The following is a 22,312-nucleotide window of genomic DNA, read 5'->3' on the forward strand; positions in this document are numbered from 1 at the left end:
ATGAACGGGCAAATTTACATGTTTATTTTCAGATAACCACATAAGGAGCATAAGAAGTTTATCGTTTTAGTTTCAGACACAGGTAAGCCGACAATACGGAATCAACAATAAGTGCTGAAGCCGCAGAAAAAGATTCCAGTGATAAATAAGGAGATATATCGGGTTACATTAAATTTTCAACAAGAAATATATGAAATACAATAAAAAATCAATATTTTTGTTTGAAATAATAATAAAACCTATTTCATCCGAGAATTGCATTTATAACGCATACAATAAACAGAATGAAAAACTTTTTTTAAAAGATTTACTTTCATTCCATTTAATCAGTATGCCAAGCAAGACAGCATCAAAGTAAAATAAAAATTATATATATGAAGAATACAAGTGCAATATATTTTTTTTTCCTTTTGCTGATAACCGGTTTTTGGGCGTGCTCTCGCAAAGAAGGAAAAATAAACGGTCCGGGGCGTGCGGAGTGCACGATAGACGGGGAAAGGATGAAAGGCGGGTTCTCCGGAAACTTATTTGAACCGGACCAGAGGGCATTTTGGAGCTATAAAAAGGATACCTTTACCTTCGGGCTCATGATACCCGTATATTCCGAGAAAAAGGGTTTATATGTATTCGACATCCAGTGCTCGCAAAAAGGCTGGCCCGAAATCGGAAAGGAATATCCGCTCCGGAACATCCGAGAGGACGAATTCCGTCTGAAGAAGAGGATTCTGGATAAATTTTACAATATTTCGGTAGAGCACCAGATCCAGATCTATCAATACGCCGATACGAACAAACTTCCCAAATCAATCAGAAAAAGGAAAATACTCACGTATGCCAACGAAATGAAGGGCGGATATATTTGCTTTTCCGTACTTGACACAATAAAAAGAAAAGTGAAGGCGGATTTCGAAGTTCATGCGGAAGGGCAGAGCGTTTGGTTCCCGGAAATAAAATGGTCGGTTTCCGCTTATCGAGGGACCTTCGAGGTCAGCGCCCTTCTCAAAAGAGTCACCCCATACCATAAAATGACAACGGAACTTTTTTATTAATAACCCCCAAATATGCAAAGCCTGTGAAAGAGCTATAGAAACAAAAAAGCCCAACTTATAGCAAGTTGAGCTTTTGAGTCGGAATGAGGCGACTCGAACGCCCGACCCCTACGTCCCGAACGTAGTGCGCTACCAACTGCGCTACATTCCGATTATCAGATAAAAAATCACCGTTTTCGACACACATCGATGTCCGATAACGTTTTCGGCTGCAAAGATAGGAACTAATTTTGTTATATCAAACAATATTCTTCATTTTTTGATTCAACCGACTTTGGCTATTCATCGACAAAAAACGGTTGAAACAACAAACAACAGGCTGTTATCCGGAAGCAGAGTTTCATTTTTACAGAAAAAATACCAACCGGACAGGTGGCAAACACACTCCTGAAGTTTGCCGTATCGAACTGCTATGTTTTCTGTATCAACTTCAGAAAACTGTCGGTACGATTGTATAAAAGATATATTCAAAGTCCTTTGCAACAGGCTCATCATCCCTTAACGCCGACTGTCAGTACGATTATATAAAAGGTATATAATCAAAACCTACCGACGAGGAGTCACTATTTTACCAGTAGCTGCAAGGCGATGGAGGTGCGTGTAAGCGCCTGGTTGACGATGAACTACCATTTCACCGGTAAACCAAAGGATTTCTTAAGCGAACAATCGCATGCATCGCATACTCTAAATTACAATCCCAGCTTTTCCGAAATCTCCAGCATCCGATGGATAGGTTTTACGGCTTTTGCGGAGACTTCCGGATCTACGGTAATTTCAGGAGATTCGTTTTTGAGACATTCGTAGAGTTTTTCCAACGTATTCAATCGCATAAAACTGCATTCGTTGCAAGCGCAAGTGCTGTCGTCGGGAGGAGCGGGAATAAACTCCGTCTGCGGACACTGCTTACGCATCTCATGCAGAATACCCGATTCCGTAGCTACGATATACGTGTTTTCGGGATGGCGGATGGCATATTTCAACAGGGCAGCGGTAGATCCTACGAAATCGGCAAGCTTCAGCACCGCACTTTTACATTCGGGATGAGCTAACACCAAAGCTTCGGGATACTTCGCTTTCAATTCCACGATCTTTTCTACGGAAAACTGTTCGTGCACATGGCAGGCTCCGTCCCAAACGAGCATATCACGCCCGGTAATGGAATTGATATAGTTACCCAGATTGCGGTCGGGAGCGAAAATAATCTTTTCGTCTTTCGGGAAACTTTCCACTATCTGCCGGGCATTGGTGGAAGTCACTACCACATCGGTCACCGCCTTCACGGCAGCCGTGGTATTGACGTATGAAACAACCGTGTATCCCGGATGCGCTTCGACGAACTTGGCAAACTCATCCGCCGGACAACTGTCTGCCAACGAGCAGCCCGCATTCAGATCGGGAACCAACACTTTCTTGTCCGGACAAAGTATTTTTGCCGTTTCACCCATAAAATGAACACCGCACATCACGATAATGTCCGCTTTCGTGCGGGCAGCCCATTGAGCCAATGCCAGACTGTCGCCCACAAAGTCGGCTATGTCCTGTATTTCTCCTTTCTGGTAGTAATGCGCCAGAATGATGGCATTCTTCTCTTCTTTCAGCTTCTGTATTTTCTTTATGAGTTCATTCATAATAATATTCTTTTTCTTTCTTTTTTTTAAAAAAATCTTTGTTGGTGATGATAGCCTGTTAATAGTGTTAGAAACTATTTTCCGTTTTTCTTGCAAAATAAGTTATTAGTCCATACTTCCGGTTTACGAGTATATTATCAACAGCTTTGTTTTCTCATTTGTTACTGTTATATGTTTCATTATCATCAAACTTTACAGAAATGAGAAGTTTCTATTCACCTCTTGTTGATAATATGCAAAGTTAAAAACTTTACGGATATAAACAGGCAGGTGAATGCTGAAAAATGTGTTTATGTATTCGTCAAAAATTGCAGGTTATTTTTTTGGAATGTTCATAGCCTATTTCTATTATATTTTATTTTGAATAAAGCAACTATTGTTTTTAAAAATCTTTGCCGATAGTTTCGACAGGTTTTCAACCGTTATAAACACTTGTGTTAACAGAAAAGAGTTACCTTTGCGGCAGTGATTGCATTGTGACGAACGAATAACTTCATACGATAGAAAAGCATTCTTTTTCATCGTGAACGTTTTTCGTGGAAGAAGATGATGAAGATAATCGTTTGTTTAATACTTGTTTGCATCCTTATTGTATGGAATAAGGTTTCCGGGTGTTGAAAACAAATGATCCTGTTTTTCTTATTCTGTATAAGGTTTGTTGATTGACGGAAGATTAAAAGGTGGTTGTAAAATGAGAAAGCTGAAAATAACAGAATTGAACCGCATCAGTGCGGAAGAGTTTAAAACGGTTGATAAGTTGCCTTTGGTGATTGTGTTGGACAATGTACGAAGCATGCACAATATCGGTTCGGTGTTTCGCACATCCGACGCGTTTCGTATCGAATGTGTGTATCTGTGCGGTATAACGGCTGTTCCTCCGCATCCCGAAATGCATAAAACGGCTTTGGGGGCTGAGTTCACGGTCGATTGGAAACATGTTGATAACACTGTTGAAGTTGTTGATAACCTTCGTCGCGAAGGATACACGGTTTACTCTGTGGAGCAAGCTGAAGGAAGCGTGATGTTGAACGATCTGGAGCTCGACAGATCGAAAAAGTATGCCGTTGTGATGGGAAACGAAGTGAAAGGCGTTCAGCAGGAAGTTATCGACCATTCCGACGGTTGCATCGAGATTCCTCAATACGGCACGAAGCATTCGTTGAATGTATCGGTTACCGCAGGCATTGTGATTTGGGATTTGTTCGGGAAATTGAGTCTATGAGAAATCATAATTGCCCGCTTTCCACCTGCAATACGATTCGTTCCACCATCCTGTCTTCCCCTTCGGGATCGTATTCCTTCTTCAGGCTGGCGCCGAACAGGGCGGCGAATGTCTGGTAAAATCCTGCCTTGAAAGGTCCCATGAATGCTTTTACCAGTTCGTAACTGGTTTGGTGGCTTTGTCGGTCTATCAGCTTTATCAACAGTTTTCCCTGCGAAAAAGAGAGTTTTTTCATTTGCGGGGTATATTGTTCTTTCAGTCCTTTTTCCACTCGTTTGATGTGTTTGTTGCGAGCTTTTTCATTGGGTAACGTTTGCAGGTATTCATAAGTTTCGATGATAGCCCGGTTCACCTCTTTGGAAATGGGATATACTTTTTTCACGTTTCTCACCAGCCGGTAATATTCAATCCGTTCCTTTTCGCTTTTGAACGAGAGCGGGCGGAAGATGTACACTGTCTTCAGTTGTACGCACGGTATCGTATCCCCTTCGTAAATACACATCGGAACGAGGTATCCGCGGATGGGCTGTTGTTCCTGCGCCTGCACGCCGGGGCAAAGTAAGGCGACCGACAACCATAGGATGGCTATGGACAGATATTTCTTCACCCTACAAAAATAGAATATTATTTGTTGATAATCAGCTTTGATTGTTTTTTCTCAGGCTCATTAACTTATTTAAACTGCCGGTATTGATTTTTCTATCCCGGAGTTCTTACGGAATAGAAATACGGAAATATTGATATTCAGCTTTATTCTCAGGAGTGGTTGCATTCCGTAAAAACGTTTGTTTTTGATTTTCAACTTACTGTTTTTTATTGGTTTTATTGGTGTATGAGAGGTATATGTAATCATCATATAGAGCTGTTTCGTTATTCATATATATCCACCGTGGTAGCCATATATATCTATCGCGCTGGGCATATATATCCACCACGCTGAGTATATATACTCACCACTGATGCCTATATATGTATAGGATGCTATGAAAATACTAATGCTTTGGGATGAGATTTACTCTTTACCGATGGATATAACCTGCTTGTGATTAAAAAAGGAAGAGCTACCTGCAAGGTTTGAAGAAATTTCATTCTTTGGCTTCTAAAAAATATATTCTTTGCTTGCAGTTGGTCGTACTTCATTTATTTTTGCACCGCAAATTAATTGTTGACCTTGAAAAAAACGAATCTACTGCATGAAAAGAAATCGGCTGATATGGTTGATAAGTATTATGAACAGTGTGTTGATAACTTCCGTTTGTAACGCTCAAACACCTTCAGAACGTGTTTTGGAAGATATAATCGAAGAATCGTCTGTTAATAACGATGTTGAAGAACCCGATTGGGAAGATGAACTGGAAGAGCTTTCCCACCGGATTCGGGAACCGCTTGATATGAATACGGCTACCCGCGATCAGCTCCGGCAGTTTCCTTTTTTAACCGATCTCCAAATAGAAAATCTGTTGGCTTATATTTATATAAACGGACCGATGCAGACTGTTTACGAACTGCAATTGGTGGATGGGTTCGACCGCAGAACAATCGAATATCTGCTGCCTTTCGTCTGTGTGAGAGATATCAACAATCGGGAAGATTTCCGGTGGAAAAGCATGTTGAAAAACAGTCTGAAATATGGTGTGCATGAGGGCTTAATTCGTTTGGATATACCGTTTTATAAACGAAAAGGTTATGAACATGCTTACCTCGGGCCTTCTGTTTATAACTCTTTGAAATACGTATTTCGTTATCGGGACAATCTGTATGCGGGAATGACTGCCGAGAAAGATGCTGGAGAGCCTTTCGGAGCTTTACACAACGGGAGGGGATACGATTATTATTCGTTTTATGTTTTTCTTCGTCGCTGCGGACGCCTGAAAGCATTGGCATTGGGCAACTATCGCATAAGTTTCGGGCAGGGGCTTGTGCTCGGTTCCGGATACCTGACGGGGAAGACGGCGTATGCTTTTTCCGGTCAGACCGTTGGGCAGGGTATCCGCAGACATGCCTCCACCGACGAAGTAAACTACTTCAGGGGAGCGGCTGCCACGCTTTCTCTTTCCGACAGATGGAATGTATCGGCTTTTTATTCGCATCGATTGATTGACGGTACGGTTGAGAACGGCGTCATTACTTCCATATATAGAACGGGCCTGCACCGCAGCCGGAAAGAGGCGGAGAAGAAAGACGCTTTCGCCTTGCAGTCGGCGGGAGGAAACGTAAGTTATGAACAACACCGTATAAAGCTGGGTATAAGCGGGGTTTACTACTTTTTCAACCGGAGTTATGAACCGTTATTAACAGGCTATTCACGCTATAGTCTGCACGGACGGAGGTTCTATAATCTGGGGATGGATTATGCTTGTCGCTTCCATCGTTTTTCTGTTCAGGGCGAAACGGCGATGGGAAAACAGGGTTGGGCTTCGCTCAATCGTTTGGAATATTCTCCGGCGCAAGGAACAAAACTGATGTTCATTCATCGCTACTATGCTTACGACTATTGGGCGATGTTTGCCCGTTCGTTTTCCGAAGGAAACAGCGTAGAGAATGAAAACGGCTGTTATCTGGCAGTGGAAACCGCTCCGTTCCGCCGTTGGAATTTCTTCGCTTCGTTCGATCTGTTCCGGTTTCCGTGGAAGAAGTACCGGATCAGCAAACCTTCTGCCGGAGCCGACGGACTGTTTCAGGCAACTTTCTCGGCACGGAAGTATCTCACTATGTATCTCCGATACCGTTATAAACAAAAAGAACGGGATGCGACGGGAACGGGCGGAAATGTTACGCAACCCGTATTTCGCCATCAGCTTCGCTATCGGTTGGATTGCCACCCTTCAGAATCGGTTTCATGCCGCACGACAATGGATTATGTTCATTTCCACATCAAGGGAGAAACTGCTTCCGTCGGATACCAACTATCGCAAATGCTCTCTTATCGTTTGCCTTGGTTGGCTTTGAAAGCGCAGGTTCAGGGCAGCTATTTTTGTACCGGCGATTACGATTCGCGGGTGTATATTGCCGAAAAAGGGTTGCTTTATACATTCCATACTCCTTCCTTTCAGGGGCGTGGCATGCGGTGGACCGCTCATTTGCGCTACGACCTGAATGAGCATTGGATGCTGATAGCGAAGTTCGGCGAAACCATCTATCGCGACCGTCGCGAAATAGGTTCGGGCAATGATTTGATCTGCGGAAACAAAAAAGCCGACCTGCAGATGCAGTTACGTATGAAGTTTTAAGCTATATTTGCGGTTCGATGTAATAAAAATAAAGGAAAATAAGCAAATCGATGGACAATAAAGCATCTTTTGACCGTATGTTTAATGAATGGTATGCGCAAATGGTATATTTTGCTTACTATTTTATAAACGACGGAGAAGTATGCAAGGACATTGTGAGCGATGCTTTCGAATATTTATGGCGTAACTTCGACAAGATAGAGGAAAATACTGCAAAAACTTATCTTTATACTATCATACGCACACGTTGCATAGATTTTCTCCGTAAGCAACAGATTCATGAGAAGTATGTGGAATTTGCTTCGCAGCTTGCGGGTAAGATCATAGAAGCCGACAGGCATAAGTCGGATGAGCGTATCAAGTCGCTCAGGAAAGCGATGGAAAAACTTACTCCTTACAATTGTCATATTCTGGAAGAGTGTTACATTCACAATAAAAAATACAAAGAAGTAGCCGAAAGTTTGAATGTAAGCGTGGCAGCCATTCATAAGAATATTGTGAAGGCATTGCGTATTCTCCGAAAAGAGCTTAATGAAAAAGGTAACTGAAACAGGGGTTAAATCGTATATGATATAGAAATAGTACAAATTTGATGATGAACGATAACAAAATACATATAACCGGACCGGAAGAAGAAGCTTTGCAGATGATGGAAAACGCTTCTCATATTACTTCAGAGCAACTCGAAAGCCTGAAAAATGAGGATGAATGCATGCAACTTTGTTGTGACGTTGCGGAAATCACAATGTACATGCAGCGAGAGAGAGATGCATTAAAACTGGATATCGCGAAAGAATTATCTGACTTTCATCGCAAGCGTTCATCTCGAAAAACAAAACGCATGAAATGGGTGGCAGTGTCTTTGGGAGTTGCGGCTTCTGTGGCCGGTCTTCTTGTTTTACGTTTGTTTTTTTCTTCTCCCGTTCCCGATAAAATTGAAGTTTTTCTGGCAGATCATTCTGCTTCTACACAGGTGACTTTGCAAATAGCAGGCGAAAAAGAGATAGAGCCTGTGATGGCAGCTGTCAAAAAAATATCTGCTCCTGCTGAATTATCTTCCGGCGAAATCAGTTACTTGGTTCATAAGGAGCAAAGAAAGGAAGTGGAGCAAAAAAGAGTAGAGATGCATAAACTGACTATCCCCAGGGGAGGAACATTCAAAGTTATTCTTTCCGACGGAAGCGAAGTCTATCTGAATGCAGACACTCGGTTTACGTATCCTACTGTTTTCAATGGAAAAGAAAGAGTCGTTTGGCTCAATGGAGAAGCTTATTTTAAAGTTGCCCGTAATACCGAATGTCCTTTTATTGTGAAAAGCGGGCGTATAGATATTCGTGTACTGGGTACCGAATTCGACGTCTGTAACTATCCTTCGACCGATGCTCGCGTCACTTTGATCGAAGGGAAAGTAGCTGTCAGAGATACTTGTGGGGGTAAAACCATCGAAATGAATCCCAAACAAAGCATACAATATTTTTCTGATGGAACGTACCGATTGACCGAAGTAGATACGGAGGCATATTTGTATTGGAAAGAGGGATTCTTTTATTTTGATGATGTCACACTGGCTGATATGATGAAAGAGATAGGGAGGTGGTACAACATTGACATAGAATTCAGAAATGCTTCTATAATGGGTTTGCGCATGCACTTCTCCACCAATCGTAACCGGGAGATTGATCATATAGTCGATTTGTTGAACCGGATGGAAAAGATTCATGCTTATTTTGAGTCGGGAAGACTGATTATAGAATAATTTTTTATGTGAAACACATAAACCTTGGATAGTGATTGAAAGTTGTTTCTATTTTCTCATGTTTTCTCGTGTTGAATGAGTTTTCCATCCTGAATTACCCAAAGAATAAAAGGGAGCGGAAAAATATCGCCTGTGAACTTTATTGTAGAAAATGATGACAGTTTTCTGAGTTTTCCTGAAAATAGCGTTTTTTAGGGTAACCATCTTTCTTTTAATTTCGTATAAAATAAAAAGAATAAAATAAAATTTAACTATTCAGGCTTATGAAAAAGAATCAAGCGCAAAAAATCACTGTTTTATTTTTGCTTTTTCTTTTTTCTTGTTCATCCTATCTGGGAGCGCAAACCGGTAAAGAAAAGCAAATAACGATGGAGTTTAAAAATGAACGCTTACCTTCTATTTTTAAGCGTTTAGAAAAAGTATCCCGCTACAAGGTGCTTTTCATTTATGACGAAATTAATTCGTATACTTCTACCGGAAAAGTAGAAAATGCTACCATCGATGAGGCATTGGTGGCCATTATAGGAAAAAATCCCCTTAAATACCATATTGAAGGGCAATTTATCAATATCACCAGAAAGGATTCTAAAAAAGATTTTTCGGAAGTTATCGGTAAGATATCTTCCGAAGAAGACGGATTGCCTGTTATTGGAGCAACTGTTTTGGTAGAAGGAACTTCTTTGCGGACAACTACAGACAATGATGGAAACTTTAAATTGTTCAACGTTCCTCAAGGCAGCTGGATAAAGTTTTCTTATATAGGTATGCAGACGCAAGTGCTGAATGCTTCGTCCCGTATGTCCGTCGTCATGAAATCGGATACGAAGGTATTGGATGAAGTTGTTGTTACAGGTATATTCAACCGCAAAAAAGAAGGGTTTACCGGTTCGGCGATTGCCATAAAAGGGGAAGAACTGAAAAAATACAGTACTACGAATGTAGCCAAAGCACTGTCGGCTGTAGCCCCCGGACTTCGTATCATGGAGGATATATCCAATGGATCAAATCCGAATAACCTGCCCGATATGCGTATGCGGGGAGGAGCGAACATGGATTTAAGTGCTACAAGCAGTGAAGTGTTGTCTTTACAAGGAGAATATGAAACCTATCCCAATCAACCGTTGCTTATTATGGACGGGTTTGAAATAACTGTACAGACTCTTGCCGATTTAGATCCCGACCGCGTTTCGTCCATCGTATTGCTGAAAGATGCGGCAGCTACAGCTATTTACGGTTCGCGTGCGGCGAATGGGGTAATTGTAATCGAAAGTAAAACACCTAAACCCGGCCGCATTTGGGTAACATACGGCGGTGAGCTGCGTGTGGAAAATCCAGACCTTACCGGCTATAATCTGATGAACGCGAAAGAGAAACTCGATGCGGAACTTAAATCGGGACTTTACACTTACGGCGGTGAGACGGTGGAGAAATGGGAAGTATATCAATCGAAGTTGCGCGAAGTTCTGTCGGGAGTAGATACTTATTGGTTGGATAAACCTTTGCAGACATCTTTTCAACAGCGCCATACATTGACTTTGGAAGGCGGTGATGAGGCTTTGCGCTACCGTATGTATGTGGGTTACAATAGCTCTCCGGGTGTGATGAAAGAAAGTAAGCGAGATGTGTTGACGGGTGCGCTCGATTTTCAGTACCGATTGAAAAAAGTGTTGTTGAAAAATAGCATTACACTGGATAATTCGGTAGCTAATGAGTCTCCGTGGGGAAGTTTCGGTGAGTACACCCGCCTGAATCCTTATTTGCGTCCTTATGGAGAAAATGGAGAGATTTTGAAACATTTGGATAACTTTAAAGGATTGGGTGATATATCGAATTATTTGAATCCGATGTACAATACTACCTTTCACAGTAAAGATCAAAGCAAAAACTTCACGGTGCGGGAACTCTTCAAGGTGGAGTATTATGCTACCGATGATTTGCGATTGGAAGGAGCTTTCTCTTTATCGAAGAGCGTAGGTCACCGTGATATTTTCCGTCCGGCCCAGCACACTGCGTTCGACAGAATAACGGATCCTACCTTACGAGGCGATTATCGACGGAGCCAAAGTGAATCGGTAAGATGGGGAATAGACTTCACGGGAAGTTGGAATAAACAGCTGCAAGATCATTATCTTACGGCCAATGCTCGTATGAGTGTATTGGAAAATAGGATGGAAAGTTACGGAAATTATGTCACGGGATTCCCGAACGACAATATGGATAATTTATTGTTCGGCAAGAAATACAATGAGAAGGTGACCGGGCTGGAAAGTACAAGCCGCAGTCTGGGCTGGGTAATTGCCGGAGGATATTCTTATAAATATAAGTATTCGTTCGATTTCAATGTTCGCCTGGACGGTTCTTCCGAATTCGGGAAAAACAATCGTTGGGCGCCTTTCTGGTCGGCAGGTCTCCGTTGGGATCTGAAAAAAGAATCGTTTTTGAAAGATTTCTCTTTCGTTTCCGATTTTATTCTGCGAGGAACTTATGGCACAACCGGTTCGCAAGGTTTTAACCCTTACCAGGCACATGGATATTATACTTACGCAAATCTGCTGCTGCCTTATTATTCGTCCGATGCCACCGGTTCGGAGATTTTGGCGATGCACAATGAAGATTTGAAATGGCAGACTACTAAAAACACAAATCTTGCCTTGGAACTGGGTGTGCTCGACAGTCGTTTGACGGCTCGTATAGAATATTATCGGAAAGTGACGAACAATATGATTACTCAAGTGAGCCTTGCGCCTTCCGTAGGTTTTCCGCAGTATCCTGAAAATATAGGGAAACTTGAAAACAAAGGTTGGGAAGTCACATTCTCTGCCATTCCTTATAGAAATCCGTCGAAACAGTCGTATTGGGTGATATCTCTCAACGGGTCGCATAATACCGATAAGCTGTTGAAAATTTCGGAAGCCATGCGGCATATCAACGAAATAAATTCCGGCAAGCTGAATGACGCTCCGTTACCGCGCTATCAGGAGGGAGAGTCTATTTATCGCATCTGGGTGGTTCGATCTTTGGGTATCGATCCGGCTTCCGGCGATGAAATTTTAATGAAGCGTAATGGCGAAATGACGAGCGCTGTCAATTGGAATGCCAACGATGTTGTTCCCATCGGGAATACAGAACCTAAGTGGCAAGGTCATATAAATTCATCTTTTACTTATATGGGATGGGGTGCCGATGTGAGCTTCAGGTATCGATTCGGCGGCCAGGTATATAATCAGACTTTGCTGGATAAAGTGGAGAATGCGGATCTGAGGTATAATGTTGATCGTCGAGTGTCGCAACTTCGTTGGATGAGACCCGGAGATAAATCTCAATTCCGTGAGATCAACACCACCGGTTCGGGAACGAAAGCCACTTCCCGTTTCATTATGGATGAAAATGTGTTTCAAGGCAGTTCGTTGTCGGTTTACTATCGTATGGATCGTACGAACACAAAATTTATAAAACAATGGGGACTGAGTTCCGCCAAGGTTGCGTTCAATATGGAAGATTTCTTCTATCTATCGTCAGTCAAGCGCGAGAGAGGTCTGCATTACCCCTTCTCCCGTCAGTTTACTTTTTCTTTGAATGTCGGTTTTTAATTTAAAGCATAGTTGTATGAAATATTTATACGTATCGTTGATAATAATGTTGCTTGGCCTTACGTCGTGCAACCACTGGTTGGATGTAGAACCGAAAACGTCTATCCCCACTGATAAACAATTTGAATCGGAACCGGGATTTAAAGATGCGCTCACCGGTATTTACCTTAAGTTGGGAACTACCCAGCTATATGCCGGAGATTTGACTTATGCTTATTTAGACGAGCTTGCAGGCTTGTATTCCGTATATCCCGGATATGATTCGGATGTTGTATACAACCAAAGCATTACATTCGATTATCAAAACCGCTTTTTGGGTAAGAAGAACGGGATTTATTCGAGCATGTATAACATTATAGCCAATATCAATAATTTCTTGGAATATGTCGATAAAAATAAAGATGTATTGAAAACGGAGAGGTACTACGAAACAATGAAAGGAGAAGCATTAGGACTCCGTGCATTTCTTCACTTTGATTTGTTACGGCTCTTCGGACCTGTGTATAAAGAACATCCTGCGGAAAAGGCAATTCCTTATCGTACTTCTTTTAATAAGAAAGCCACGCCTGTTATTACGGCGAATGAAGTGGTCGAAGTTCTTCTGAAAGATTTGAAGGAAGCCGAAACTTTACTGGTGAATAGTGACCCATGCGATTTTTTTACCGATCATGATGCAAATGGTTATGAACAAAAGAATCATTTCCTTGTGAATAGGGAATTCCGGATGAATTTGTATGCGGTAAAAGCCATGCTGGCACGCGTTTATTGCTATAAAGGCGATGGGGAAAGCAAAGAATTGGCAGTAAAGTATGCCCGTGAAGTAATCAATGCTTCCAACTATTTCACTTTGTATACTTCACAGACTGCTTCCAATTATAACTCAATCCGTTATGAAGAGCAGATTTTCGGCATTACTGTGAATGAATTCGCCAATCTGCTTGTGAATAACAAAATGGGAATGGAAAGCACAAATCCGCAGGATCATTTTGCTACGCTCGAAGAAAACTTTAATTACTTCTACGAAAAAGCTGGAGCAGGAAATACAGATTGGAGGAGAAACCCTGAGATGTTTGAAGTAGGTAAGGATGCGGGTACTGTGTATGTGTTTTGCAGGAAGTACAATCAAAAGCCTTTGATTTCAAAAAGTTTGAATAAGTACATAGGGGCCGATGCTGTTCCTTTGATTCGCCTTCCGGAAATGTATTACATCTTGGCTGAATGTATTGCCGATCCTTCCGAGAGCGTGAAAGCTTTGAATACTGTTCGTTTTGCACGGGGCATTTCTTATAACGACGAGATTGTAACTGCGGGTTATGACGAGCTCGACGCTTCTTCGTTGGATAATGTGCATCAGACTAAACGAATCAACGAAATTATGAAAGAGTATAGAAAAGAGTATTTCGGTGAAGGACAACTTTTCTACTTCTTCAAAGCACACTATTATAGCACTTATTACGGTTGTGGCGAGGATAATATGACTGAAGCTCATTACCAAATGCCATTGCCCGATAACGAATATCTTTTTGGAAACAATTCTAAATAAAGGAACATTATGAAACACATTATATATTTTATTTTTGCCCTTTTTGTTTGCGGCGTGTATGCCGGATGCAGTGAGAATGAAATCGAACTGTACAATCAGACTCCCCGTGTTAATTTTGTGGCGACTTGGAACATGCGGAGTTTTGTAGATACCGATTATGTGAAGAAAACACCCTATATAACAGATAGCTTTGTCGTTAGAATACAAGGTGATTTTCTGAAAGAGCAGCGGGCGTTCTGTTTGAAATCCATTCCGAACAGTAATTATGAGAAGTCGGTAGAGATTGTATTGGATGATACATATACATATACTGCTCTTGATACGGTTTGTCAGACTTTTTATTATAAAATCAACCGGCCTGAAGTAAAATCGGGGAAAAAAGTATACGGCTGTTTTTTAGAGTTTGATTTGGATAATCCGCGTCATCAATTTGATAAAGGATTGGTAGAAAAAAAACGGATGGATTTGAATGTTCGGTGGAATCTCAAACCGGAAAATTGGGAAGAATGGATTTGGAAGGAATATAGTGACGCCAAATACATGTTTATGATGGATGTTTGCGAATGCACTTTGAAGGATATGCAAGACGATGATTATGACAAGGTTGTGGAAGCATATAAAAATTATAAAGACGCGGGCAATCCGCCTATTTTGGATGAAAAAGGGGATGAAATCAGTTTTGAATAAAAGTAAAAAGAACAGTATATGAGAACATTAATTAAATATATCTCGGGTTTTATCGGAGTGATGTTGTTGCAAACAAGCTGTTACGAAGATAAAGGCAATTATGATTATCATGATGTAAATACGGTTGAGGTCACTCTTCCTGAAACTAAGGTACGCATGCCGAAGGAAGAGGCGTTGGAGGTTGTGATAACGCCTCAAATATCTCAAACATTGGAGAAAAACGAATCCAACCTTATATTTCAATGGAGAAAAGCGAAGGAGGGTGTGAAAGCCGGTTCGGATAATATTGCCGATTACGAGGAGATTTCCGTAGGGAAAGAATGTAAAGTAACGGTTGAGCCTTACCAATCTGAAAATATCGGCTTGATGCTGGTTGTTACCGATAAGGTGAACGGAACGAATTGGTATAAGAAAGGACAGATTACCATCATCAAGCCTTTGAATCCTTGCTGGTTTGTATTGCAGGAGCAGGAGGGTAAAGGAGTGTTGGGAGCCATAGAAGGATCTCCTGCCGGATACTATGTTTATCCGGATGTATTTAAGTCGGAGGCAAACAAAAGTTTTCCTTTGGAGGGAAAACCTTTGGCTGTAAGTGCCAGAAAAGAGTATGGAAACAAGCAAGCTTCCAGGCTGCTATCCTTTTTAGGATTTACCGCCAATCCGGCATTGGTACTGGTGACAAGTCAGGATGCGGCTGTTTTGGCTCCAATCACTTTGTCTGTGAAGTTTCAGGCGGATAAGATACTGTTTGAACCGGTGAATCAGGGAAAGCCCATTAAAATAGACAATTACAAAATGAGTACTCATGGAGAACTGTTTGTCAATGACGGTAAAGCTTATTTAGCTTATATGGACGGCTTTTGCGTTCCATATTCCGTTAAGAGCGGGGAAGAATATCCTTCCATTTCGGCGTATGGGGCTTCCGGAAGTTATTTATTCTTTTTTGATCCGGTCAATCATTCTTTCTTGAAGATGTCTGCCTATTCAACCAATAATTTTATGGGCACTCCCCGTTCTTCGAGCTTTGTGCGTAGATTCGGTTCTGCTTGGATGGATCGTCCTTTTGCACTTCGTCCGGTAGGACAAAATTCAACGGTTGAAAACGTGTTTAATCCCGATGCCGTTGATGCGTCGTTGGAAATAAAAGATATCATATCCGGTGGGGGTGACGGAAGCTATGCCTATGCGGTTGGCACAACCGCGCATGGAAACGAGCTGACCGTTTTCAAATTCAGCGAAAGAGATGAGGATCCTCTTTGTGCGGCTAAATATACCGTTCTTTTGCCGCCGGGAGTAAATGCCGCTACTGCAAAGTTCGCTACTTCTTATGCCTATACTGCCAATATGCTGTTTATGGCATCGGGCAATACGCTTTATCGTGTTGATCTCGACCGTGGAAGGGTGGCAGAGCTTTATTCGTATGAAACGGATCCTTCGGCGCAAATCTCCTGTTTGAAATTTAAAGATTCGGAGGAAGAGGAAGAACTGGGAAGATGTGTCGGACTGGGTATCAATACCGCCGATAAAGCGATAGTAGTGGAATTGCAGTTAACGGTAGCGGGGGATGTGGCCCGTTCGGAAAATGCCCAATGCGTATATGAAGATACTGCTCATCCGTTTCGAAAGATTGTCGATATCACCTATAATTATGAATAGTGTTTGCGGGTGTTTATGCTGAAAAGAATTTCTTGTATTATTCTGCTTTGTGCTGCCTGTACATGTTTGTACGGGCAGCCTGGTATTACTGATTTTTTTGAAAAAGAGTTGTCGCCCGATGTCTCTCCCGGCATGTTTACCACTTATCGCAGTGGTGAACGTATGTATTGGGAAGTTCCCGATTCTTTGATTGGTCGGGAGTTCGTTATCACGACGGCTATTCTGACCGCCCCCGCCCGTCCCGACCGCAATATGGAGAAAAAGTTCGGATATTCGGGCGATATGATAGGCCCGGTCTTCTTTAGCTTTCGCAAGCATGGCGATGAATTGTGGATGATGGATCCGCGGCACGAACGGACGATAGCAGACTCTACCGGGGCGTATGCCCGTATCGCGATGCAGAGTGAGAGTGATAGGCTTTATAAGGTTTTACCTGTCAAGGCAAAGGGGAGTGCGAGCAGTTTGGTGGAGATTGGAGATATGTTGAAAGATTTTCCACTGTTTACACTTGATATTGTATCTTTCGACCTGATGATAGGTATGCGTGTAAAAGGTATGGATCGCATTGAAGAGGTTAAAGGATATGATGATCGTCTGCTGATTAAGATATCCAGAACTTATGAAAATTCTTCGATGTTTTCTTCCACTCGTCCGGCTTCTCCTTCATATAAGGGAAATTGGGAAACAGGGGTATGCATCGGATTGCTTCCTGAAAAGCCGCTGGAGCCTGTTGCAGCCAATTCGGGAAGTTACTTCAGTTTCAGCAAAGAAAGCTTCGAAGGCGATCAGCCTTCCCGAAGAAAGTCTTTTATTAAGCGATGGAGGTTGGAAGTTCGTCCCGAAGATGTGGATAAATACATGAAGGGGGAACTGGTAGAGCCGGTAAAGCCTATTGTCTTTTATATAGACCGCAATATTCCCGAGAAGTATCTCGATTGTGTGATGGAGGCGGTACGCGACTGGTCTCCGGCTTTCGAAAAAGCCGGATTTAAGAATGCTATAGACGCTCGATTGGCACCTGATGCTGCCGAAGACCCTGAATTTTGCATGTATGACGCCGCCTATCCATTTATATCGTGGAAAATATCCGGTCAAAACAATGCTTACGGACCCACTCCCTGCGAACCTCGGTCGGGAGAGATCGTCGGTTGTCATGTCGGTATTTTCAGCAGTGTACTGAATATTCTCCAAAAATGGTATTTCGTACAATGCGGGGCCAATGACCCCGATGCTCGGAATATCCTGCTGCCCGACTCTGTGCAGTGCGAATTGATCAAGTTGGTTTTGACCCATGAAATAGGGCACACGTTGGGATTGGAGCATAATTATCTGGCAAGTTCCCACTACTCCATAGAGCAGTTGCGCGATAATAACTTTTTGAGCCTATACGGAATAGGAAGCTCCATTATGGATTATGTGCGTTTTAATTACGCCTTGCGTCCTCATGACAAGGTAGATCTCAGCAACAGACGTATTCGTGTGGGAGAATATGACAAATGGGCCATAGAGTGGGGATATCGTATTTTCCCCGGTAAGAATGCTGCCGAGCGACAGCGGAACAGAGATTTGTGGAATAAGGAAAAACTGCGAGATTCTTTGTTGCATTTCGGAGGAGGAATCGATGTGCGCGCGCAAGCCGAAGACTTGGGCAATGACCATGTCGCTTTTAATGCGCAGGGCATAGACAACATGAAGCTTCTCTGCGAATGCCATGAGATTTGGAAGCCGGCCGATAAAACCGCACTCTACGTGTTGCAGGGACGTTACAATGCCATGCTGGAGCATTTTCTTAATTGGGTGCAGCATGTATATGTCCATTTAGGAGGGAAGCGGGTGGCAGGCAGCGAAGATAAAGCAGTATACATTCCCGAAAAAGCGGACTACAATCGCAAAGTGATGCGTTTTATACAAACTTACGTTTTGCAACCCCCGATGTGGCTTTTCGATGAGAAACTTACCGTTCCTTTGGAGATAGATGCCGCACACGAATTCGATTCTTTTTACAAAGAACTTTTGAACAAACTGATGGATGCTCTTTGCAGGGTGGATGAATCGGCAGACGCTTGCGGGGATATGTTGACTGCCGAAGAGTTTTTACAGTATATGCACAGCGGACTCTTCGGTGAATGGGCAAGCAGCGCTCTTGTGAGCGATGAGAAGTATAAGATTCAGACACTTTATACAGAGAGGTTGCTGAGGTTGTCGGACAAACCGGGAGGCATCGCTTCTTCACGGCTGTTGGTTTCCATTATACGCGCATTGAAGAAAATAAAAGAAGAAGCTATACTCTACAGCGGGAATACAGCCGATCCGTTAAGTAGAAAGCGGGTTCAGGCGCTTATACGGAACATTCCATATTAAGGGTGAAATAAATTTTGAAAAATAAATCATGAAGAAAGGATTATATCTGATTGTTGTATGGTTGGTGAGCGTTGGCGCATTTGCGCAGGCACAAGATACTTTACAAACATTCGAACGTTTTTTTATTGATGGGATGAAAAAGATCGACGGTGTGTTTCCCGTATATGTATCAGGAAAGAAAGTCTATTTGGAAATCCCTCGTCAATATATGGAAAGGGAAGTGGAAGTCAATGCCGGGATAGACCGGGGTTTTGATTTGATATCCCGTCCGGTCAAGGGGTTAGGCGTGGTACGTATCACTTCGCCCGATAAGCGAACGATTTGTTTTCAGCAACCCTTCTACACCGAGCGTGTATTGGACGAAAAAAGTACGTACCGACAATCTTTTTCTTTGTCTAACGTGCAATTTCCCGGCGTTAAATACCCTATCCTTACCTATTCTCCCGGCGGGGGAACCATTATGGAGATAACGGATTTCCTTTTGAACGGCGATAGTTGGTTCAGCTATGATTATAACTTCATCCGCTCTCTGGTTCCCGAATTATCGGAGATTATCAAAATACATCCGTTTGATGAAGGAGTTTCTTTTACGATAAGGAGATATCACGGAAGTGAAGCAGGCCAATATGTCTTTTCAAGTTCTGCCGTTATGTTGCCTGAGGGAAGTCTTCCGCTTGAAGTGACCTGTGTCATACGTCTGCTTCCTTTAAAGAAAGATTCCATTCGTTTGGCCGATTACAGATTTCCTTATCAGGCGTTGCGTTTTAAAGATTATTCTCAAAATCCTTACGACATGGTTGAAGATTCTCTGATTCTTCGTTGGGACTTATCCAAACCGCTTGTGTTCTATGTCGATACCTTATTTCCGAAAGAGTATTTTCAGGCAGTGAGAGATGGTGTGATGGCTTGGAACGATGCGTTTCGGAAGGCGGGTATCCGCAATGCCCTGCGGGTGGAATATTCGGATAAGAATAAGGTCTCGGCAGAGCAGCGGGCTTTTATCGCTTACGACCTGAAATTGCCGGGAATAAAAGGAACCCTGACCAACCATCCGCGCACGGGTGAAATTCTTTCATGCCGTTTGAACGTGGGCCATGGATTCTTGCAAGAGAGGATGGATGATTATCTGTTGAGCTGTGGAGCTACCGATCGGCGTGTGCTTGCCGACCGTTTCTCTAAAGTGGTGGAAAAGGAGTTGCTGCAAAGCGAGATCATCCGCGAAGTGGGATTTCTTCTGGGGTTAGGAGAGAACTTGTCAGGCAGTTCGGCTTATCCTCTCGACTGGCTGAAAGACTTACACAAGGTACAGCAATACGGGTTTACGGCTTCCGTAATGGATGTTCTTCCCTATAATTATGTGTATGAGGGAAAAGGGATGCCTCTAAAAATAGGGGAAGACGATTATCGGGCTATTTACTTTGGTTATGCTCCTGTGAAAGGCAAGAACTGCTATGAGCAGAGGGAATATTTGCGGCGTTGGATAGAAGGATTGCCCGACCGTATCCGCTTATTCCGTCCATCAGACAAGAGAATATCCAAAAAGGGCGACTTGAGTGCCGATCCTTCCGGTGCTTGTGCCATAGGTGTCGAACATTTGCTGGAGGTGTTGAAGCAACTTGACAAGGTGGTATACAAGAATAAAGAACGCGATCGGGGCAGCGCCTTGGCTGCTATATACAGAAAAGCGATTCGTTTGTATGCCACTTATTTGAAGGATATTGCAGGGGCGGTGGGCAGTTTTCGTCCGGCAGAGGTGCAGCACCGGGCAATGACCGACTTGGGTAAGTATCTGTTTCATCCGTCGGAGGAGGTAGAATGTGCCTATGTAAAAGAAAACCTGCTGGAAACAAAAAGCAAGATTCTGTATCCGGAACTGAGCGTATTATGCAAGCATTTGCTGAGTGGAGAAACATTGTCGGCTCTCCGCTTTCAGGCTTTGCAGGAGGAAGGGTATAGTGATATGGATTTCTTTCAAGATCTTTATCGAGAGCTGTTCAATGATTTCTCCCCATCCGTGCCGGTGAGTTATGAACAGATGGATATTCAGTTGTTGTGTTTACAGACCTGGCTGGATAATCTGAAAGAGTTGCGCAGTCTGAAAGAGAATACGATTCATGATAGCTCCGCAAGAGTTCTGGAATACGAGTTGCATCGCCTTTGCGGCAAGTTGGAAGATTTGGCTAAGACTCACCATCAGCCTGACGTGCGCGATATGTATGGCTTTTTTGTCAGAAAGATTCACGGATGTTTCTGAAAGATAATCGCCGGGTTATGGCCGTCTTGCAGTGAAGCCGATGGAATATGTTTTTCTCTCATTATCTCTTTATGTGGGATGAGAGACAAAAAGAGTTTGATATACGCTGCCGTTTTTATGGTTTTTGGGTTATCTTTGTTTTCGAATCGGCAACGACCGGTTCGAAAACTTGTTACTAATCATCCATACAATGGCCATTATTTTTCCTTCACCCGTTTTCGGGCCTGTACATTCCCGCCGTTTGGGCACATCTCTGGGTATTAACCTGCTGCCGGAAGACGGCAAAGTCTGTTCGTTCGACTGCATTTATTGTGAGTGCGGATGGAATGCCGAACATCGTCCTCACCGCCCTCTTCCCGCCCGTGAAGAAGTGCGCGAGGCGCTCGAAGCCAAGTTGAAAGAGATGCAGGCGGACGGAACTGCGCCCGATGTGCTAACTTTTGCGGGGAACGGAGAGCCGACGCTGCATCCGCATTTCCCCGAAATCATCGAAGATACCATTGCGCTCCGTAACCGCTATTTTCCTGAGGCGAAGGTCAGCGTGTTGAGCAATGCTACGTTTATCGACCGTCCTGCCGTGTTCGAGGCGTTGAACAAGGTAGACAACAATATTCTGAAGCTGGATACGGTGGACGAAGAATATATCCGCCTGCTCGATGTTCCCAACGGAAAGTATTCCGTTCGCGCCGTTATCGAAAGGATGAAAGCATTCAGGGGGAATTGCATTGTTCAGACTATGTTTCTGAAAGGAAACCATAAGGGCAGGGACATGAACAATACGTCGGACGGGTTTGTTCTCCCATGGCTGGAAGCTGTGAAAGAGATACGTCCACGGGAAGTGATGATTTATACCATCGACCGTGAGACTCCCGACCACGATTTGCAGAAAGCTTCCCGCGAAGAGCTCGACAGGATTGCCCGACTGGTAAGGGAGGGGGGAATACCGGTCATGGCCTCTTATTGATTACTGAGTGAATGCTTAACTATAAAGAACGGAGACTATGAAAAAAATGAAAATGTTGTCAAAAGACTTTTTCTCAAGGGAGTGTTCCCTCATCAGATGTCGGGCCCTATAACGAATCGTGTGGGTAGGCCATGTCAAGTTTACCCGACATGTAGTAGATCATTCTTATGAAGTTGTCTACGTTGCTGTATCCCCTAGCTCTTCTTTTGGCCAGTTGAATTTTAGAGTTAATACCTTCTAGCACACCATTGGTAACGCCTCTATTCTCAAAATAAGAGACTATACCAGACCAATGTGCTTTGATGGTGTTTACAAATTTGCGAAACGGTTCTAACTTGGCATCAATGGCAACATCGCACCAAAATGCCAAAT

15 protein-coding genes and 1 tRNA gene are annotated in these 22,312 nt (G+C 43.0%); 12 read left to right on the forward strand and 4 right to left on the reverse strand.

Features of this window, described 5'->3' with window-relative positions; all coding sequences use genetic code 11:
- The first annotated feature begins 374 nt into the window (after positions 1–374).
- Entirely contained in the window at positions 375–1,049 is a 675-nt protein-coding gene (locus tag C234_RS0102370) for a hypothetical protein (protein ID WP_027324454.1), read from the forward strand.
- Between the two features lie 78 nt (positions 1,050–1,127).
- Here C234_RS0102370 and C234_RS0102375 read toward each other — a convergent pair.
- Positions 1,128–1,200 (reverse strand) — tRNA-Pro (locus C234_RS0102375).
- Positions 1,201–1,738: 538 nt separating this feature from the next.
- Entirely contained in the window at positions 1,739–2,677 is a 939-nt protein-coding gene (gene nadA, locus C234_RS0102380; RefSeq protein WP_027324455.1) for a quinolinate synthase NadA, read from the reverse strand.
- A 691-nt stretch (positions 2,678–3,368) separates the two neighbouring features.
- Between nadA and C234_RS0102385 the strand changes: the two genes are divergently transcribed.
- Entirely contained in the window at positions 3,369–3,899 is a 531-nt protein-coding gene (locus C234_RS0102385; protein ID WP_027324456.1) for an RNA methyltransferase, read from the forward strand.
- 4 nt (positions 3,900–3,903) lie between these two features.
- Here C234_RS0102385 and C234_RS0102390 read toward each other — a convergent pair whose 3' ends face one another.
- Positions 3,904–4,506 (reverse strand): DUF4294 domain-containing protein, encoded by a 603-nt coding sequence (locus C234_RS0102390; protein ID WP_051290127.1) that lies wholly within the window; start codon positions 4,504–4,506, stop codon positions 3,904–3,906.
- Positions 4,507–5,092: 586 nt separating this feature from the next.
- On the opposite strand from C234_RS0102390, the gene C234_RS0102395 reads away from it, so the two are divergent.
- The 10 genes from C234_RS0102395 to C234_RS0102440 all read left to right on the forward strand — a co-directional run bounded on the left by C234_RS0102395 (position 5,093) and on the right by C234_RS0102440 (position 21,940).
- A complete protein-coding gene (locus C234_RS0102395) occupies positions 5,093–7,129 on the forward strand; it encodes a helix-hairpin-helix domain-containing protein (protein ID WP_027324458.1) in 2,037 nt (678 codons plus the stop codon).
- A 50-nt stretch (positions 7,130–7,179) separates the two neighbouring features.
- The gene (locus C234_RS0102400) at positions 7,180–7,677 is read left to right on the forward strand and encodes a sigma-70 family RNA polymerase sigma factor (protein ID WP_027324459.1); all 498 of its coding nucleotides are present in this window, start codon (positions 7,180–7,182) and stop codon (positions 7,675–7,677) included.
- Between the two features lie 44 nt (positions 7,678–7,721).
- A complete protein-coding gene (locus C234_RS0102405; protein ID WP_244947323.1) occupies positions 7,722–8,885 on the forward strand; it encodes a FecR family protein in 1,164 nt (387 codons plus the stop codon).
- A 263-nt stretch (positions 8,886–9,148) separates the two neighbouring features.
- Complete coding sequence (locus C234_RS0102410; protein WP_027324461.1) at positions 9,149–12,475, forward strand: SusC/RagA family TonB-linked outer membrane protein; 3,327 nt, start codon at positions 9,149–9,151, stop codon at positions 12,473–12,475.
- Between the two features lie 16 nt (positions 12,476–12,491).
- A complete protein-coding gene (locus C234_RS0102415; RefSeq protein WP_027324462.1) occupies positions 12,492–14,018 on the forward strand; it encodes a RagB/SusD family nutrient uptake outer membrane protein in 1,527 nt (508 codons plus the stop codon).
- Between the two features lie 9 nt (positions 14,019–14,027).
- Positions 14,028–14,705, forward strand: a complete 678-nt coding sequence (locus C234_RS0102420) for a DUF4843 domain-containing protein (RefSeq protein WP_027324463.1) — start codon at positions 14,028–14,030, stop codon at positions 14,703–14,705.
- A gap of 18 nt (positions 14,706–14,723) precedes the next feature.
- Positions 14,724–16,361: a PKD-like family lipoprotein gene (locus C234_RS0102425; RefSeq protein ID WP_027324464.1), complete on the forward strand. Its 1,638-nt coding sequence runs from the start codon at positions 14,724–14,726 to the stop codon at positions 16,359–16,361.
- 15 nt (positions 16,362–16,376) lie between these two features.
- Positions 16,377–18,722, forward strand: a complete 2,346-nt coding sequence (locus C234_RS0102430) for a zinc-dependent metalloprotease (RefSeq protein ID WP_027324465.1) — start codon at positions 16,377–16,379, stop codon at positions 18,720–18,722.
- A 28-nt stretch (positions 18,723–18,750) separates the two neighbouring features.
- Positions 18,751–20,976, forward strand: a complete 2,226-nt coding sequence (locus tag C234_RS0102435; RefSeq protein WP_027324466.1) for a DUF5117 and DUF5118 domain-containing protein — start codon at positions 18,751–18,753, stop codon at positions 20,974–20,976.
- A 190-nt stretch (positions 20,977–21,166) separates the two neighbouring features.
- Complete coding sequence (locus C234_RS0102440; RefSeq protein ID WP_027324467.1) at positions 21,167–21,940, forward strand: radical SAM protein; 774 nt, start codon at positions 21,167–21,169, stop codon at positions 21,938–21,940.
- Positions 21,941–22,046: 106 nt separating this feature from the next.
- On the opposite strand, the gene C234_RS0102445 is transcribed toward C234_RS0102440, so the two are convergent.
- Positions 22,047–22,312: transposase (locus tag C234_RS0102445; RefSeq protein WP_027324468.1), on the reverse strand; the 266-nt coding region annotated here is incomplete at its 5' end.

The sequence above is a fragment of the Bacteroides pyogenes DSM 20611 = JCM 6294 genome (assembly GCF_000428105.1).
GTDB lineage: Bacteria > Bacteroidota > Bacteroidia > Bacteroidales > Bacteroidaceae > Bacteroides > Bacteroides pyogenes.